Source organism: Halioxenophilus aromaticivorans, assembly GCF_042850945.1.
Classification (GTDB): Bacteria; Pseudomonadota; Gammaproteobacteria; order Pseudomonadales; family Cellvibrionaceae; genus Halioxenophilus; species Halioxenophilus aromaticivorans.
The window spans coordinates 865,872-882,732 of record NZ_AP031496.1; the positions used below are offsets into that span (position 1 = coordinate 865,872).

At 49.1% G+C, this 16,861-nt stretch carries 8 protein-coding genes and 2 rRNA genes; 9 read left to right on the plus strand and 1 reads right to left on the minus strand.

Going from position 1 to position 16,861, the window contains the following annotated elements:
• Window positions 1-42: 42 nt before the first annotated feature.
• The 3 genes from ACGHM3_RS03830 to ACGHM3_RS03840 are packed head-to-tail and all read left to right on the plus strand — an operon-like array spanning window position 43 to window position 3,481.
• Complete coding sequence (locus tag ACGHM3_RS03830) at window positions 43-888, plus strand: sulfotransferase domain-containing protein (RefSeq protein WP_345420313.1); 846 nt, start codon at window positions 43-45, stop codon at window positions 886-888.
• A gap of 30 nt (window positions 889-918) precedes the next feature.
• The gene (locus ACGHM3_RS03835; protein WP_345420316.1) at window positions 919-2,451 is read left to right on the plus strand and encodes a hypothetical protein; all 1,533 of its coding nucleotides are present in this window, start codon (window positions 919-921) and stop codon (window positions 2,449-2,451) included.
• Between the two features lie 28 nt (window positions 2,452-2,479).
• Window positions 2,480-3,481, plus strand: a complete 1,002-nt coding sequence (locus tag ACGHM3_RS03840) for a glycosyltransferase family 2 protein (RefSeq protein ID WP_345420319.1) — start codon at window positions 2,480-2,482, stop codon at window positions 3,479-3,481.
• A 220-nt stretch (window positions 3,482-3,701) separates the two neighbouring features.
• Here the strand turns inward: ACGHM3_RS03840 and ACGHM3_RS03845 are convergent, their stop codons facing one another.
• Window positions 3,702-5,975, minus strand: a complete 2,274-nt coding sequence (locus ACGHM3_RS03845) for an Ig-like domain-containing protein (protein WP_345420323.1) — start codon at window positions 5,973-5,975, stop codon at window positions 3,702-3,704.
• 693 nt (window positions 5,976-6,668) lie between these two features.
• Between ACGHM3_RS03845 and ACGHM3_RS03850 the strand changes: the two genes are divergently transcribed.
• From ACGHM3_RS03850 to ACGHM3_RS03875, 6 genes are all read left to right on the plus strand, one after another.
• Entirely contained in the window at window positions 6,669-7,883 is a 1,215-nt protein-coding gene (locus ACGHM3_RS03850; protein ID WP_345420326.1) for a hypothetical protein, read from the plus strand.
• 260 nt (window positions 7,884-8,143) lie between these two features.
• Window positions 8,144-8,959 carry a polysaccharide biosynthesis/export family protein gene (locus tag ACGHM3_RS03855; protein ID WP_345420330.1) on the plus strand — a complete coding sequence of 272 codons (816 nt, stop codon included), beginning with the start codon at window positions 8,144-8,146 and terminating at the stop codon, window positions 8,957-8,959.
• A gap of 56 nt (window positions 8,960-9,015) precedes the next feature.
• The gene (locus ACGHM3_RS03860) at window positions 9,016-10,146 is read left to right on the plus strand and encodes a GNVR domain-containing protein (protein WP_345420332.1); all 1,131 of its coding nucleotides are present in this window, start codon (window positions 9,016-9,018) and stop codon (window positions 10,144-10,146) included.
• Window positions 10,147-10,191: 45 nt separating this feature from the next.
• Window positions 10,192-11,100 carry a polysaccharide biosynthesis tyrosine autokinase gene (locus ACGHM3_RS03865; RefSeq protein WP_345420335.1) on the plus strand — a complete coding sequence of 303 codons (909 nt, stop codon included), beginning with the start codon at window positions 10,192-10,194 and terminating at the stop codon, window positions 11,098-11,100.
• A gap of 649 nt (window positions 11,101-11,749) precedes the next feature.
• Window positions 11,750-13,287, plus strand: a 16S ribosomal RNA gene (locus tag ACGHM3_RS03870).
• 545 nt (window positions 13,288-13,832) lie between these two features.
• A 23S ribosomal RNA gene (locus tag ACGHM3_RS03875) occupies window positions 13,833-16,706 on the plus strand.
• The 16S and 23S rRNA genes sit together here, the layout of an rRNA operon.
• The last annotated feature ends 155 nt before the right edge of the window (window positions 16,707-16,861 follow it).

The following is a 16,861-nucleotide window of genomic DNA, read 5'->3' on the forward strand; positions in this document are numbered from 1 at the left end:
TGCTAAGCCAATCACCACTATCCCTTAGGTTTTCATCAACCCATGCCAACGCCTACCTTTATCGGAATAGGGGCACAAAAATGTGCCTCTACTTGGATTTACGACATCCTCAGTGATCACCCGCAAGCGGCTTTAAGCGGCTTAAAGGAAGTAGATTTCTTCTCTTACAAGTACGACCACGGCCTGCAGTGGTACGAGCGCAATTTTGATGAGGGCTTCAGCGGCCAGCCCGTGGTGGGCGAGATTTCGCCTTCCTATTTTCACGAGCCGGCGGTACCGGAGCGAGTACTGCGCCATTACCCCAACATCAAGCTTATTGTCTCGCTGCGCAACCCGGTTAAGCGAGCCATATCCAACCACACCCACGAAATACGCGTCGGCCATTTTGGGGGCAGTGATCTGAGCCTAGAAAAAGGTCTGGCCAACAATCCCACCTACGTTGATCAGGGGCTATACGCCAAACACCTTCAGCGCTGGCTGGAGGTGTTCCCCCGGGAGAACGTCCTGGTGCTGGTGTTTGAGGAAGTGATCGCCGACCGAACCAAGGCGGCCAAGCAGATCTATGAGTTTTTGGGAATAGATAGTGCGCACCAGTCGGCGTTTTTGGATAGCAAGTCGAATCCAGGCTATGTTAATAAGTCAAAGGGGCTGGAGTCTTTTCGTAAAAAGGCTCGCGGTATGGTTAAATCCGTTGGGCTTGATTCTGTATGGGGGATGGCGGCTAAACTAGGCTTGCGTAAACTCTACAGCAATATGAACAAAGTGCCCGGCTCCAAGGCTGTGCCTGCGCCCAAGGATGAAACGGTTGTTCAGTTGCAACAACTTTTTGAACAGGATATCGAACAGCTAGAGGCACTGCTTGCGCGCGATTTTACTATCTGGCGCTAATATCTTTTTCAAACAGGTAATTTGCAGCCTATGATCACTCTGAATTGGCAAGATGAGCGCGTAAGAACTTTTCTGCCCTATGTGGCAGGTGCGTTCGCCGGCTTACTTGCGGGCTTCGTGGTGGCAACGTCCAATTTCGCGTTGGTTGCGTTGCTTGGCGCCATGGCCTGTGGCAGCGTAATAGCGTTGTATCCAGTGGCTATTTTCTGGGTCACTTTGCTGGTCTCCTTTGTGCTTTCGGGCTTAGCTCAGCTTTATTACCCTCAGTTGGAGCTTATTCGCTGGGCCGTTCTGCCGTTGGGGTTTTTGCTGCTTGGTTACATTTTTGTGCAATCCCTGGCTGCCAATCCGAACCTAGAGGTGCGTAGACAGCCCAATGCGTTGGTGTTTCTACTGTGCACCTTTCTAATCGTTAACATGTTGCCTTGGTTTTTAAACCCTCTGTCTTTCAGTGACTTTTTTGTCGGGTTTAAAGGCTACTTCCAAATGTGGGGTTTTATGTTTGGCATGTGTCTTTTGGCCTGGGACCAAAAGATGATGCGAGACACTCTACCCAAAGCCATCTTCGTGTTGGCCCTGATTCAAATACCCTTTGCCCTGCATCAATATGTATTTATTGCACCGTTGCGTGAACACGGCGTAGAAAAGGGCGTTGTGCCTCTGGATATCGTAACCGGCACCTTTGGTGGCCAAAAATTGGGTGGCGGCGCAAACGCGGTGCTGGCGGTATTCTTATTGGCGGTCTGGGCGTGTGTTCTCGGCGTGTGGAAAAAGCAGCGGCTAAACACTTTTTGGCTTGTGCTTATTTCCGCGGGCTTACTGCTGCCGGTAATGATTAATGAAGCAAAGGTGTCCATCATTTACGCGGTGGTGGTCTTTTTCGTCATTTTTCGCAAGGGCGTGTTTCAAAATATCGGTCGTTTTCTTACCGTTACCGCTTTGGTGTTCGCCATGGTGGCGGCCTTGTTCTCCACCTATATTTCCCACGCACCCGCCGGTGCAGCCTCATCTTGGACGGGGCTTATCACCTACACCATTGAATACAATATCAATAAACAGGAAGAAACCGACGGCAAGTTAACCCGAGGGGCCAGTATCAATCTGTGGTTTGATCGCCATGGAGATATGGCGCACACCTTGTTAGGTTATGGGGTGGGTACCTCCCGGGTAGAAAAGCACAATCATCTGGCCAGGGCGATTGGTATTAAGGAGCCCCAGGACACCGGTGTGGGTAAGCTGGGGGCGATTGCCGTTTTGTGGGAGTCTGGTCTGATCGGCTTCTTGATTATTTCTTCTGCGTTTGGGGTGGCGTTTTATTACGCGTGCCAGCTAGAAAAAACCTACTCAAGGGATGGCTGGCTGTCAGGCATATTTGTGGGCTTGCAAGGCGCCATAGTCATCCTCTATATCAGTATGTGGCATAAGAACTTCTTTATTTTGCATATTGGTTATCAGGCAATCTATACCACGCTGTTCGGGTTTTTGATTTATTGGCGCAAAGCGAAGGTACCAGATTTTGAAGAAGCCGATGAGCAAGAAGAGCTGATTCGACTGCCCAAGTGATCGGTAACAAGGATAAAAGAGAAAGGAAATGAAGGTCTCCGTCATTATCAAAGCCCTCAATGAAGAGGCTAATATCGAGCGATCGATACAATCTGCGCTGCACGCAGTCAGTAAAATTCCCGGCGGTGGTGAAGTAATCTTGGCGGACTCTCTATCTACCGATCAAACTGTTGCTCTAGCCCAACAGCACCCAGTTGTAATCGCGCAGCTTAAAAACCCACGCGACCGATCCTGTGGTATCGGGGCGCAGCTGGGTTTTAATGTGGCCCAAGGTGAATATCTTTATATTTTAGATGCCGATATGGAGTTCCACGACGGGTTTCTTACCAGTTGTGTGCAGCATTTAGATGACAACCCTCAATGCGCTGGTGTTGGCGGTCTGATTACGGAAATGGAAACTTCCAACAGAGAATTTCTGGAGCGCTACAAGCGCAAAGCAAACACTCTGGTTAAAGCGGGTAAAGTTAGCTTTTTGGGCATGGGCGGGTTGTATCGCCGCTGCGCGATTCAACAGGTAGGATACTTCACCAACAAAACACTCAACTCCTATGAGGAATTTGAGCTGGGTGCGCGCTTGAATAATCAAGGCTGGGAGCTGACACGCCTAAACATTCCTGGTGTGATGCACTACGGTTACCAAATAGGCGAATATGCTTTGCTTCTCAAGCGCTTAAAAACCGGCTACATCTACGGTTTGGGTGAGTTGCTGCGCTCGGTCTGGCGTAAACCTTATTTTGTATTTACCCTTCGCAACCTCCGGCAAATTCGCATCTACGCTGCCTACTTCGCTTGGTTTGCGGTGGCTGTCTTAGGCCTGCTGTTTTCTGTTTTTAGCGCATTGCCCGTATGGTTACCGTTGTTCTGGTTGTTGCTGCCCGTGGTGGCCTTAGCGGTTAAGAAGCGTGGTTTGTCTGCGGCCGTGTATACGGTGGTTTCCGGCGTATTTAACGGGTGGGGTATGTTGGCTGGTTTTGTAAAATCTAAGCCAAGCGATCCCATGGCTGAATTTGAATTTCAAGTAGTAAGCTAGATTGTATATTTACCCAAACGACAGTTATTGGATAAATTTTAACTCTTCGATCTAGGGCTCGGCCGCGAGCTCTACCTCAGCTTCCACTCCAGAGGCCCTCCAAGCGGCGCTTTCAAATGCACTCTATTCGCCGCTATTTCACCCTTTAGTCTCACTATATTGTCCAAAGATTTGGCCGGTGTTTGTGCGGTGCTTGGTTGTTAAAGAAAAGCGCCTCTGGTTAGTGGTTGAAGCTGATATTTGAGACGCTGCCTTGTGTGCGCAACCCGGTACCGTCGATTCTACTGGTCAGATCCCATTTGCTGAGGATGGGATTGTTGTTCACCGTCATGTTATTAAATTGAATGGCGTTGATGGTACCACCGGCATTGCCGTAAAGGGTGCTTTGTTTGTATGGCACTCCTTTTACAGAGATGTTTTTGATATCGATGTTGGCGATGGTCTTCTTGGCGCTAGGATTCGGGTCGCCCCACACGGATTTCGAAACAGGCCCCTGATGTGTGGATACCATTCTCAGGCTCATTAAGCGAAGCGGGTGTTTCTCTTCGATACGAATGTTTTTGAATAAACTGTTTTGAAATGCGGCCCCTTCCTGAAAACCCATGGCGCTAAAAATAGCGCTAGTGCTGTGCAGTTCTGGTTGGTCCGGTTCAGCGCTGGTGTAGTCGGTAAATACATCGCTGTGGATTATATCGATATTCTCGACGGTAATATTTTGTGCGATGCTTTTTAAGTTCCAAGATAGCTTAAATACCGAGCCGGCAGTTTGTTGCCAAATAACCATATTGCGAATGGATTGGTTGCTGTAATACAATTTTAGATTGTCATCTTGTACCTTGATAAATCCATTTTCAATCACGCTTTTATTGCCCGCGGTAATGCCGTCGTTTCTATGGTTCCAGCTAAACATACTTACGTTGCGAATCGTGACGGTGTTGTAGCTAACAATACAGCTGCGCAGTGGGTCTGTGATGGTAATGCCTTCGATTACTAGCCCCGATCCCTTGCGCCCGGAGGTAAACGCAATGCTGTGATTGCCCCATGAATTATGCTCTGCTTTTGTTTCCGAAAGCCCGTGCCCAGATAAAATCCCGCGACCACGTATTTTGATGTTGGTTGGGTTGTGGCCGGCCGTTAACGTGCCAATGACATAAGCGCCGCCGGCAATGTATAGCTCCTTATTGTTGGGGATTGAATAGTTTTTGCCAATTTCGTGGATGCCAGGGCCCAAATAAATAACGTCGCTATCGGATGCATCGGGAATATCGGTTTCTAGCGGTTGCGCAAATATAAATAGCGGGTTTTTAACAATTTCTTTTGTTACTTTGCCAATGCCGGTGATTGGACGCGTAATAGTGACAGCATCGTCAATTTCAACCGATAATTTTGCGGGCTGGGTTAGTTCAAATGTGCACTTATCGCCTTTTATTTCGGGTTGGATGCCTAGGGTCAGGGGGCGGACGATGCAGGTTTCTACTGGTGTGCTGTCGAGCTTGCGTGCCTCGATGGTTACCTTTCCTGCAAACGAAAAAGTCGACCAATGGTTTGCCTTCTGCATATACTCTAAGGTTCCTTTCCAGCTTGGCGTTGCCATGTTGTTACTTTGGTAGACGAACGAATCGTGCGTGGAGGCATTTTGGGAAACTGTGACGGCAAACTTTTCAGATTTAAAAAGGCTTTGTATGTCACTGGTTGCTTTGTAGGTAACCAGTTCGTTGCTCTCGCTGGCAGTGACAGAAACAGAGGCAGGCTGTGACGTGGTGGTTAGCCCGTCGTCATCTGTGGCCACCGCGTAAATTTTATGGCTGCCCAGTGTGGAAGTGTTCCACTGCAACGAATAAGGGCTAGTATAATCCGTGCCTAATAAGCTTTCGTCAGCGTAAAATGCAACTTGCGTTACTGATCCATCCAGGTCCGTTGCGCTGGCTTGGATATTAATTGCGGAGCCTAAGGTTATCGACGAAGCGTCTGAAGGTGATGTAATAGAAATGTTCGGAGCTTGCAATGATTTTGTATTGCCCGCGGTAATCGTTTTTGTGGCGGATTTAGTAGTGGCTAATTTGTCGTCCGTTGCAACCGCGTAAATCGTGTGATTGCCCTCCGGAATGTTTTCCCAGTTAAAAGTGTAGGGTTTAGATGTGCCCTTCCCCAACCACTTTCCGTTTGCATAAAAAGCGACTTTTGAAATGCTGCCGTCACTATCCGTTGCGTTAGCGATAATGATTAGGTTGGAGCCGGTGTTAACTGTTCCGCTAATGTTGGGTGTTGTAAGCGTTATGGTCGGCCTGATGTTGGAGTTTTCCGTTGTGTCGGTGTGCTCGGTAGGGGTATTTTCTGGCGCTGAACTATAAAGAATGTGGTAGTTGGCCGTATCCGTAATTTCTTCGTTCGTTACGGCAGCAGTCAAGGGTACCGCTGTATCGACTTCTTTGTTAGCAAGCGTTGTTGAGTTGTCTTGTTGCTTGGTAAAACCGCTGCCAGTAATGTTGCTCATGCTTTCGCCGCCGCAAGCAGTAAGTAGCGTAACCGATAATGCAAGTATACTGCTCGTGGATAGTGCTCGATGCATTGAAAATAAAAATCGCATGGTTAACCCGCCGGCATCTTTAATATGTGTTGCGCTAATAATTTGAAAAGCGAATAAAATATTGGCTTTAATTAAAAATCAGCTTAGTAGTAAAAGTGGTAGGCTCTGGGTTGTGCTTATTCTGTTTGTGATGAGTCTCCCGTGTGGAATGTGCTCGAGTTCTACTCGCGAGCATTTAATATGAAGTTGATTTCTAAGTATTATTAATGGGTAATTTTGGTAATGCTGTTATTGCTCTAAATTGTGATTTTTAATACCTGTTCAGAGGTTGGAGCAGGTTTTGGTTTAGGTGTTGATTTTGGATACTTTTTTGGAGTCATTCGATGGCGCGCGTCGCTGCCTGCATCGGGTTAGATTCTTTCGGTTGGAGGTTAATCCTAATCGGTCAGGCTTGGTCAGGGAGCTGGGGGGGCGTAGCGGTAATAGTGGAGGCAGTGGTCCGCTGTGGGGTGCTGCTTCTAACATTCTTCTGCGTGTTCAGGGCAATTGCGTTTGTGAGTTCAATAATACGGGTGGTTCGACAAAACGTATGAAGCCGCTGGGAATTGGCTGCTACTCCAAGTAGAATTTCGCCCTAGAACCCCGTTTGAAGGAATTGGAATGAATTTGGTAGCTCGCTTAGCTTGCTTGGTTGGTGGCAGCATGCTTACTGCATTGGCATCAGCTCAAGCCCAGCAGGATCCGGGTTTTAACGTTTATACCCAGGCCGACGTTACTCACGAAAGCAATGTGTTTCGTTTATCTGGCGAGGATGAGGCTCAACAGCTCCTTGGCGGTTCAGAGCTGGCCGACACCATTTTCAGGTTTGGTGCAGGGGTAACGGCCCGAAAGGCGGTCAGCCGCCAGATGCTGACTGCGGATGCGGAGGTGTATCAGCTCAACTACAACAACTTCGATTTTCTGAATCACACGGCGGGCTTCGCAAACTTGGGTTGGAATTGGCTGTATGGCGATCGATGGCTGGGCCGCATTGAGGGTGGCTACGAGCGAAAGGTGCAGGACTTCAGGGAGGCGCGCTTGTCACAGCTGGACGTCCGCAACGAGAACAGCGTTCGCCTAACGGCTAATTATATGTTCACGCGTGCCTGGCGGCTTAAGTTCGTCGGTCTTATCAAGGAGCAAAAGCACGAGCTTGCCGTACGAGAAGACCTAAACCGACAAATCAGCCGTGGTGTGGCCGAGTTTAAGTATTTCAGTACCAAGCGGTCTTCCGTGGGTATCAGGACATCGTTCACATCTGCGGATTTTCCCAATCGAGAGCAGGTAAATGGTGATTCAGTGGACAACTCCTACGCCGAGTCCGAAAACCGTCTGACCATCGATTGGCGGATAACACCGGCCTCTGCGGTTAAGGGCAGTGCGGGGCACACGGTTAGAGAATACGATGACCTGGGTGAGCGTGATTTCTCCGGTGCTACCTGGGAGCTAATGTACTCTTGGGAGCCCAGGGAGCGATATCTGTTAGAGGTGGTGGCTTGGCGCGGCTTAGAGGCCTATTCGGACCAGGTTACTTCCTATGTGGTCGAAAGCGGGCTGTCTTTAAATGGTGTGTGGAAACTAACGCCGGTTACTACTGTCACGGCTACGTTGGCTTCTTTACAGCGGGATTATGACGGCGATCCGGGCCAGGTAACCATTAGCGGCCCACGGCGTAGTGATGACGTCATCTCTTACGGTGTTGGCGCTGAAGTGGCAGTTAGGCAGAACTTGCTTATAAATGCCGGGTTAGACTACGAAGAACGTGATTCAAGCTCGGACCGTTGGGACTTTGACTGCTATACTGTTGAACTTGGAATAAAAGCAACGTTTTTCTAGCGGGTAGCTTATTTGGAGGGGGGCGTCGCTTGCGATAGGTTGAATTGTGGCAGTTCTGCTCGGCTTGATTAGGTAAGTTATTGAGTATCCCAGGAATAAAGTCGTATCTTAAGGTTCCCATGCTACCGCCCGGTGTGTAAGTGATTGCTATGTGGGTGCCAATAGGTGTGGGGTTCGGGGTGAAGCGTTCCTCGAATTACGGTTAAATTGGTAGTTCAAAGTGGCTACCTGCAAGGATTAAATGCACGGAAATGTTAACTATGTCTCTTCGTAATATTCTCATTACGTTCTCCCTTGGTCTTTTGTTCTCCGGTCCTCTTTGGGCTCAGAATGGCGGCTTCCTGGGTGTCGGTGATATCGTAAAAATCACGGTTTATGGTCAACCCGATATGACCACAGTAACTCGTATTTCAGAGCGCAACAGTATCAACTTTCCCCTGATTGGTGATGTGGCCATTGGTGGTAAGTCAGCCGATGAGGCTGAGACTGTCATCGCCAGAGAATTATCACGGCGCGGCTTTGTAAAAAATGCCCAGGTTAACTTGTTTGTGGAGCAAAGCTTCCAGGCGTTAAACGATACTGTAACTATTCTTGGTGAGGTTGCTCGGCCGGGCAACTACCCAATTCAAGGCTCCGCCGTAGAGGGGGTGCAGTCGGTGGTGGATTTGGTGGCTGCAGCGGGTGGCACTACCGAGAATGCCGGTGCTGTTGTCTCATTGGTGCGTGGTGGCACTGGTGGCCGCACTAAGTTGGATATCGATCTTTACGAAATATTAACCAGTGGAACCACCAATCCTGCCAGTTATAAGTTGGCGGGTGGCGATGTTATTTTTGTGCCAGAAATGGATGTATTCTACATCTACGGCCAAGTTCAGCGCCCTGGTCGTTACCGTCTAGAGCGAGGTATGCGCGTTATGCAGGCGTTGTCTGTTAGCGGTGGTATATCTGACCGTGGTAGCGAAAAAGGTGTGGAGATTAAGCGAAATGTCGACGGCGCCATCAAAGATATCGATGTTGATGCCACCGATGAAGTCCTTAAAGGCGATGTTATTTACGTCAAAGAGCGGTTGTTCTAATTGGTTGTCCTGGTAGTGGCCGTGGCCCTGGTGGGCCTAGATCCTGAGGTTTATGAATGAATTTTAATATCCTATTGGTGATATTTAGGGCAAGGTTCGGGTTGATTGCTTTCACCCTTGCGTTGTGTGTGGTTGCTTCATTGGTAATGACTATATTGCAGCCTAAAACCTACGAAGCTGAGACTTCTTTGGTTTTGAATGTAAGTGGGTCTACGCCATTTGAGCAAAACTCCATGTCTGCACAGCTAACCGCTGGCTATATAGCGACACAGTTGGATATCATTTCCAGCCAGAGTGTGGCCCTTAAGGTAGTGGATAACCTGCAGCTGGAAAACAATGAAGAGCTAAAGCGGGCACTTTTGCAAGATCATGACGGTTCTATGTTGGTGCGCGACCGGTTGGCTAATAAATTAAGTAAGTCGCTCGGTGTGGAGCCTTCGCGTGACAGCCGGGTTGTGAATATCATATTTTCGTTCACTGATGCCGAAATCGCCGCCATGATGGCCAATGCTTTTGCGGACGCTTATATTGAGAAAAACCTGGAATTGAACATGGAGCCGGCGGCGCGAAGTGCCGTATGGTTTGATGATCAAATTAAAGTGTTCAGAATTCGCCTCGAGGAGGCCCAAAAGCGGCTTACTGACTACCAGCAGGAGCAGGGTATCGTCATGATTGATGAGAGGTTGGATACTGAAACCAATCGCTTAAATGAGTTGTCACGCAGCTATGTTGACGCTCAGGCTGACACCTATGATGTTAAGTCACGGCAGTTGGGCCAGAATCACCCCGAATATGTGCGCGCTATTAAACGAGAGAGCTCGCTGAAAGCCTCGCTCGACGACCAAAAGAAGCGTTTCTTGGAGATCAAACAGCAGCGTGATGGCTTGGACGTATTAGCCCGTGAATTGGATACCGAGCAGCAGGCCTACGAGTCTATGTTGGCGCGCTATTATGAAACACGCTTAGCAAGCCAGTTCAATCAAACCAATATTTCTATCCTCAATCGCGCCACTAAACCAGTATCGCCATCTAGTCCCAATTTATCCGTTAACCTGATCAGTGCGATTATGTTGGGCGGTATTTTAGGTGCGGTGTTGGCATTTCTGGTTGAGATCTTTGATCGTCGGATTCGCGCTGAAGAAGATATTGATGAGCTGTTCGGGGCTAAGTTGCTCGCTCAGGTGTAATTGAATTGAATTGCGTGCAATCTGCGCTAGGAATACAGAACGATTATGGCAATTTCCGAAATTAAGAAAAACAGCTCAACAGATGATTTCGTAAGCAATCAATTTGAGCGTGCTGGGGCCTCAGGAAGCAAGGTTTTGGGTTTGACCTTGGTTGATCAGGGCAAGATTAAACCCTCTAGCATTAACAAGATTCTTGAGTACTCTCAAAAAAGTGGCCTGCGCTTTGGTGAATCCGCAGTAAAGATGGGGCTTATTAAGCAGGTTGAACTCGACGAAGCTTTGGCAGCGCACTTCAATTATCCCTATTTCAGCAAAAAATCGAATGCGGTTTCAAAAGAGTTGGTAGCAGCCTACGACCCATTTTCGCAAAAGGGTGAGGCGTTGCGTACTTTGCGATCTCAGTTGATTTTAAGATGGTTTTTAGAGGGGCGAAAAACCCTAGCCATTATAAGCCCGCAGGCAGGCTCAGGTAGTAGCTACATCGCAGCTAATTTGGCGGTAATTTGGTCTCAGATGGGTGAGAAAACCCTACTTGTAGATGCCGATTTACGCAACGGTCGCCAGCACGAAATATTCAATGTTGAAAATCGCATTGGCTTATCTGGGGCGTTGGTGGGGCGAGGCTCCGTCGAAACGGTTATCAAGCCCGTGGCGCCCTTTAGAGGGTTATCTCTGTTGCCCGCTGGCGCGCCGCCGCCTAACCCAAGTGAATTGCTAGAGCGTTCAGAGCTGCAAGAGATTATGGCGCGCATCTACGAAGACTATAGCGTGATCATCTTCGACGCACCGCCGATGACTGGCTCCAATGGCGCTGAGTTTGTGGCGTCCCAATGCACCGATGCGCTGGTAGTGCTTCGCAAAGATAAAACGCCTTTGTCTGCGGCAGCTGGTTTAATCAAAAAAATTCGTTCGTTGGATGCCGAAGTGGTTGGAACAGTGATGACCAAGTTCTAGCACATTGGTTGATTTATTGCCGCCGCTTGGCGGCGCGCAAAAAGGGGCTCCATTGGAGCTCCTTTTGTGTTTTTAACGCCCAATTTGGTTGTGTTTTGAGCTGGTAAGTTAGGCTGGACGGGAAGCTGAAATTAATTTCAATTTTTTGCCAAAAAACGGTTGCCACAAAAAATTCCTGGGCGTATAGTTCGCGCCCTCTTGAGCAACAGCGCACAGCGCTACCGCCACAGCTTTTACAGTCGTTGGCACCGCACAAGAGCCTTTGAAAAGTTTTTAAAATTAATGCTTTACAAAGGAAATCGGATCCGTATAATGCGCATCCCTAGCTTGAAGGCGGGGTAGAAAACAAGCCCTAACCAAACCCTTCAAGCAGCCGCCAAACCCACGGGTGACGCGGCCTACGAAGAGCGCCTGGCGCGCCTTTGGTACTTTAACAAGTTAAACAAGCAATGCGTGTGGGAGCTTGCGGAGATGAATCAGCCATATGATTTATCAACGCAAGTCCGACAATTCAAACGTTCTGTTTATCTCAAGTTATCTTGGGTTGAACATAACCAGTTAAGAATGACGATTAAGCGTTGAGCCAAGTTTGGAGTTACCTAGATTTGATGTTCGCATCAAGCAGTATTTAGAGTAATTCAAAGAAATTAAACTGAAGAGTTTGATCATGGCTCAGATTGAACGCTGGCGGCAGGCCTAACACATGCAAGTCGAGCGGAAACGAACCTAGCTTGCTAGGAGGCGTCGAGCGGCGGACGGGTGAGTAACGCGTGGGAATCTACCGAGTAGTGGGGGACAACTTAGGGAAACTTAAGCTAATACCGCATACGCCCTACGGGGGAAAGAGGGGGATCTTCGGACCTCTTGCTATTCGATGAGCCCGCGTCAGATTAGCTAGTTGGTGGGGTAAAGGCCTACCAAGGCGACGATCTGTAGCTGGTCTGAGAGGATGATCAGCCACACTGGGACTGAGACACGGCCCAGACTCCTACGGGAGGCAGCAGTGGGGAATATTGGACAATGGGGGCAACCCTGATCCAGCCATGCCGCGTGTGTGAAGAAGGCCTTCGGGTTGTAAAGCACTTTCAGTTGTGAGGAAGGGGTTCTAGTTAACACCTAGGATCATTGACGTTAACAACAGAAGAAGCACCGGCTAACTTCGTGCCAGCAGCCGCGGTAATACGAGGGGTGCAAGCGTTAATCGGAATTACTGGGCGTAAAGCGCGCGTAGGCGGTTATTTAAGCCAGATGTGAAATCCCCGGGCTCAACCTGGGAACTGCATTTGGAACTGGGTAACTAGAATGCAGCAGAGGATAGTGGAATTTCAGGTGTAGCGGTGAAATGCGTAGAGATCTGAAGGAACATCAGTGGCGAAGGCGACTGTCTGGGCTGACATTGACGCTGAGGTGCGAAAGCGTGGGTAGCAAACAGGATTAGATACCCTGGTAGTCCACGCCGTAAACGATGTCTACTAGCCGTTGGGATCTTTAAGATTTTAGTGGCGCAGCTAACGCGATAAGTAGACCGCCTGGGGAGTACGGTCGCAAGATTAAAACTCAAATGAATTGACGGGGGCCCGCACAAGCGGTGGAGCATGTGGTTTAATTCGAAGCAACGCGAAGAACCTTACCTACTCTTGACATCCAGAGAATCCTGTAGAGATACGGGAGTGCCTTCGGGAATTCTGAGACAGGTGCTGCATGGCTGTCGTCAGCTCGTGTCGTGAGATGTTGGGTTAAGTCCCGTAACGAGCGCAACCCTTATCCTTAGTTGCCATCAGTTCGGCTGGGAACTCTAAGGAGACTGCCGGTGACAAACCGGAGGAAGGTGGGGACGACGTCAAGTCATCATGGCCCTTACGAGTAGGGCTACACACGTGCTACAATGGGCAGTACAAAGGGTTGCGAAGCCGCGAGGTGGAGCTAATCTCATAAAACTGTTCGTAGTCCGGATTGGAGTCTGCAACTCGACTCCATGAAGTCGGAATCGCTAGTAATCGTAAATCAGAATGTTACGGTGAATACGTTCCCGGGCCTTGTACACACCGCCCGTCACACCATGGGAGTGGGTTGCACCAGAAGAGGCTAGTCTAACTTCGGAGGACGGTCTCCACGGTGTGATTCATGACTGGGGTGAAGTCGTAACAAGGTAGCCCTAGGGGAACCTGGGGCTGGATCACCTCCTTAAACGAAAGCTGACATCTTCGTAAGTTTCCACACGCATTGCTTGTTTCTTGTTATTGCAGCTTAGGCTGCGGTAAGCGTTTCGCTTTACCTTAAAGCTTTTGTGATTGAGTTATTGCAATCAGCTTTTATTAAAAGCCTTAAGGTAAGGCGAAAGTCTTAAGTGTTTTAAAAATCAAACTCCGAGCGGGTTTGAGTTCTTTAAAAAAGTGGAAGATAAAGTAATAGTATTGATATTGCTGAGTCGTTAGTTTTGAGTTTGCGCGTAAGCGTGATATTAAAATTAACACTTTCAAAGTGACCGAGTTTAAGTGCCGTAACTTAAGTGAATCGTGACAAGAAATTGTTTCAATTTATGAAGAGTTATCGTGTTTAAAAACAAAACTCTGTCCGGTGATATTATCGTTACAAGATTGCAATCAAAGAGAACGTTTGTTTGTTTTGGTTTTAGCTTGCAGTTTAAGTTGAGGTTTAAAACAGATGAACACTATCAAACATTGTAAGTCGCAATGGCGTGAAAGGCGCCAAAACAGTAGCTTGAGTTATATGGTCAAGCGACTAAGTGCACACGGCGGATGCCTTGGCAGTTAGAGGCGATGAAGGACGTAGGAGCCTGCGATAAGGTGAGGGGAGCCGGCAAACATGCTTTGATCCTCACATTTCCGAATGGGGCAACCCACCTGTTTACAGGTATCTTGCACTGAATACATAGGTGTAAGAGGCGAACCCGGGGAACTGAAACATCTAAGTACCCGGAGGAAAAGAAATCAACCGAGATTCCCTAAGTAGCGGCGAGCGAACGGGGAGTAGCCGATTGTTATTGTGTTAGTGGAACCATCTGGAAAGTTGGGCGATAGAGGGTGATAGCCCCGTACACGAAAACGCAGTAATGACATATTAAGTAGGTCGGGACACGTGTTATCTTGACTGAAGATGGGGGGACCATCCTCCAAGGCTAAATACTCCTAACTGACCGATAGTGAACCAGTACCGTGAGGGAAAGGCGAAAAGAACCCCGGAGAGGGGAGTGAAATAGAACCTGAAATCGTGTGCATACAAGCAGTAGGAGCAGATTTATTCTGTGACTGCGTACCTTTTGTATAATGGGTCAGCGACTTATTGTCTGTAGCAAGGTTAACCATTTAGGGGAGCCGTAGGGAAACCGAGTCTTAATAGGGCGCATAGTTGCAGGCAATAGACCCGAAACCCGGCGATCTACCCATGGCCAGGTTGAAGGTGCCGTAACAGGCACTGGAGGACCGAACCGCCATCTGTTGAAAAAGATTCGGATGAGCTGTGGGTCGGAGTGAAAGGCTAATCAAGCCGGGAGATAGCTGGTTCTCCCCGAAAACTATTTAGGTAGTGCGTCATGTCTCACCCTCGGGGGTAGAGCACTGTTTGGGCTAGGGGGTCATCCCGACTTACCAACCCCATGCAAACTCCGAATACCGAGGAGTGCAATCATGGCAGACAGACGGCGGGTGCTAACGTCCGTCGTCGAAAGGGCAACAACCCAGACCGCCAGCTAAGGTCCCCAATCTCAGTTAAGTGGGAAACGATGTGGGAAGGCTTAGACAGCTAGGAGGTTGGCTTAGAAGCAGCCACCCTTTAAAGAAAGCGTAATAGCTCACTAGTCGAGTCGGCCTGCGCGGAAGATTTACCGGGGCTCAAACTGAGAACCGAAGCTGCGGATATTTTCGAATATGGTAGGGGAGCGTTCTGTAAGCCGCTGAAGGTGAACTGTGAAGTTTGCTGGAGGTATCAGAAGTGCGAATGCTGACATGAGTAACGATAAAGGGGGTGAAAAACCCCCTCGCCGGAAGACCAAGGGTTCCTGTCCAACGCTAATCGGGACAGGGTTAGTCGGCCCCTAAGGCGAGGCTGAAAGGCGTAGTCGATGGGAAACGGGTTAATATTCCCGTACTTTGTGTTATTGCGATGGAGGGACGGAGAAGGCTAGGCCAGCGTGGCGTTGGTTGTCCACGTTTAAGCTAGTAGGCTGAGATTTTAGGTAAATCCGGGATCTTAAGGCCGAGAGGTGACGACGAGTCCTCTTTGAGGATGAAGTGGTTGATGCCCTGCTTCCAGGAAAAGCTTCTAAGCATAGATAACACAGAACCGTACTCTAAACCGACACAGGTGGTCAGGTAGAGAATACCAAGGCGCTTGAGAGAACTCGGGTGAAGGAACTAGGCAAAATGGTACCGTAACTTCGGGAGAAGGTACGCTGCTGACGGTGATCCAATCGGAGTTGAGCTGTTGGCAGTCGAAGTGACCAGGTGGCTGCAACTGTTTATTAAAAACATAGCACTCTGCAAACACGTAAGTGGACGTATAGGGTGTGACGCCTGCCCGGTGCCGGAAGGTTAATTGATGGGGTTAGCACTTGTGCGAAGCTCTTGATCGAAGCCCCGGTAAACGGCGGCCGTAACTATAACGGTCCTAAGGTAGCGAAATTCCTTGTCGGGTAAGTTCCGACCTGCACGAATGGCGTAATGATGGCCACGCTGTCTCCACCCGAGACTCAGTGAAATTGAATTCGCAGTTAAGATGCTGCGTTCCCGCGGCTAGACGGAAAGACCCCGTGAACCTTTACTATAGCTTGACACTGAACTCTGAGCCTACTTGTGTAGGATAGCTGGGAGGCTTTGAAGCGATGACGCTAGTTGTCGTGGAGCCAATCTTGAAATACCAGCCTGGTATGTTTGGGGTTCTAACGCTGGTCCATTATCTGGATTGCGGACAGTGTCTGGTGGGTAGTTTGACTGGGGCGGTCTCCTCCCAAAGAGTAACGGAGGAGCACGAAGGTTGGCTAATCATGGTCGGAAATCATGAGGTTAGTGTAATGGCACAAGCCAGCTTGACTGCGAGACTGACAAGTCGAGCAGGTACGAAAGTAGGTCATAGTGATCCGGTGGTTCTGTATGGAAGGGCCATCGCTCAACGGATAAAAGGTACTCCGGGGATAACAGGCTGATACCGCCCAAGAGTTCACATCGACGGCGGTGTTTGGCACCTCGATGTCGGCTCATCACATCCTGGGGCTGAAGCCGGTCCCAAGGGTATGGCTGTTCGCCATTTAAAGTGGTACGCGAGCTGGGTTTAGAACGTCGTGAGACAGTTCGGTCCCTATCTGCCGTGGGCGTTGGAAAGTTGAGAAGAGTTGCTCCTAGTACGAGAGGACCGGAGTGAACGAACCGCTGGTGTTCGGGTTGTCATGCCAATGGCATTGCCCGGTAGCTACGTTCGGACGGGATAACCGCTGAAAGCATCTAAGCGGGAAGCCTCCTTCAAGATAAGCTTTCCCTGGGAACTTGATTCCCCTAAAGGGCCGTTTAAGACTAAGACGTTGATAGGCTGGGTGTGTAAGCGTTGTGAGGCGTTGAGCTAACCAGTACTAATTGCCCGTGCGGCTTGACCATATAACTGAATCTGCTGTTTAAGCGCCACAGATCAGTAACACCAATGTCCTGGACAGAGTTGGTTATAAACCAACACCAAGACAAGGTACTTTGAAAGCGATATCAATCTACTTTATCGACCACACCCTATTGCGAGACATTGCCCAGCGCAGTGC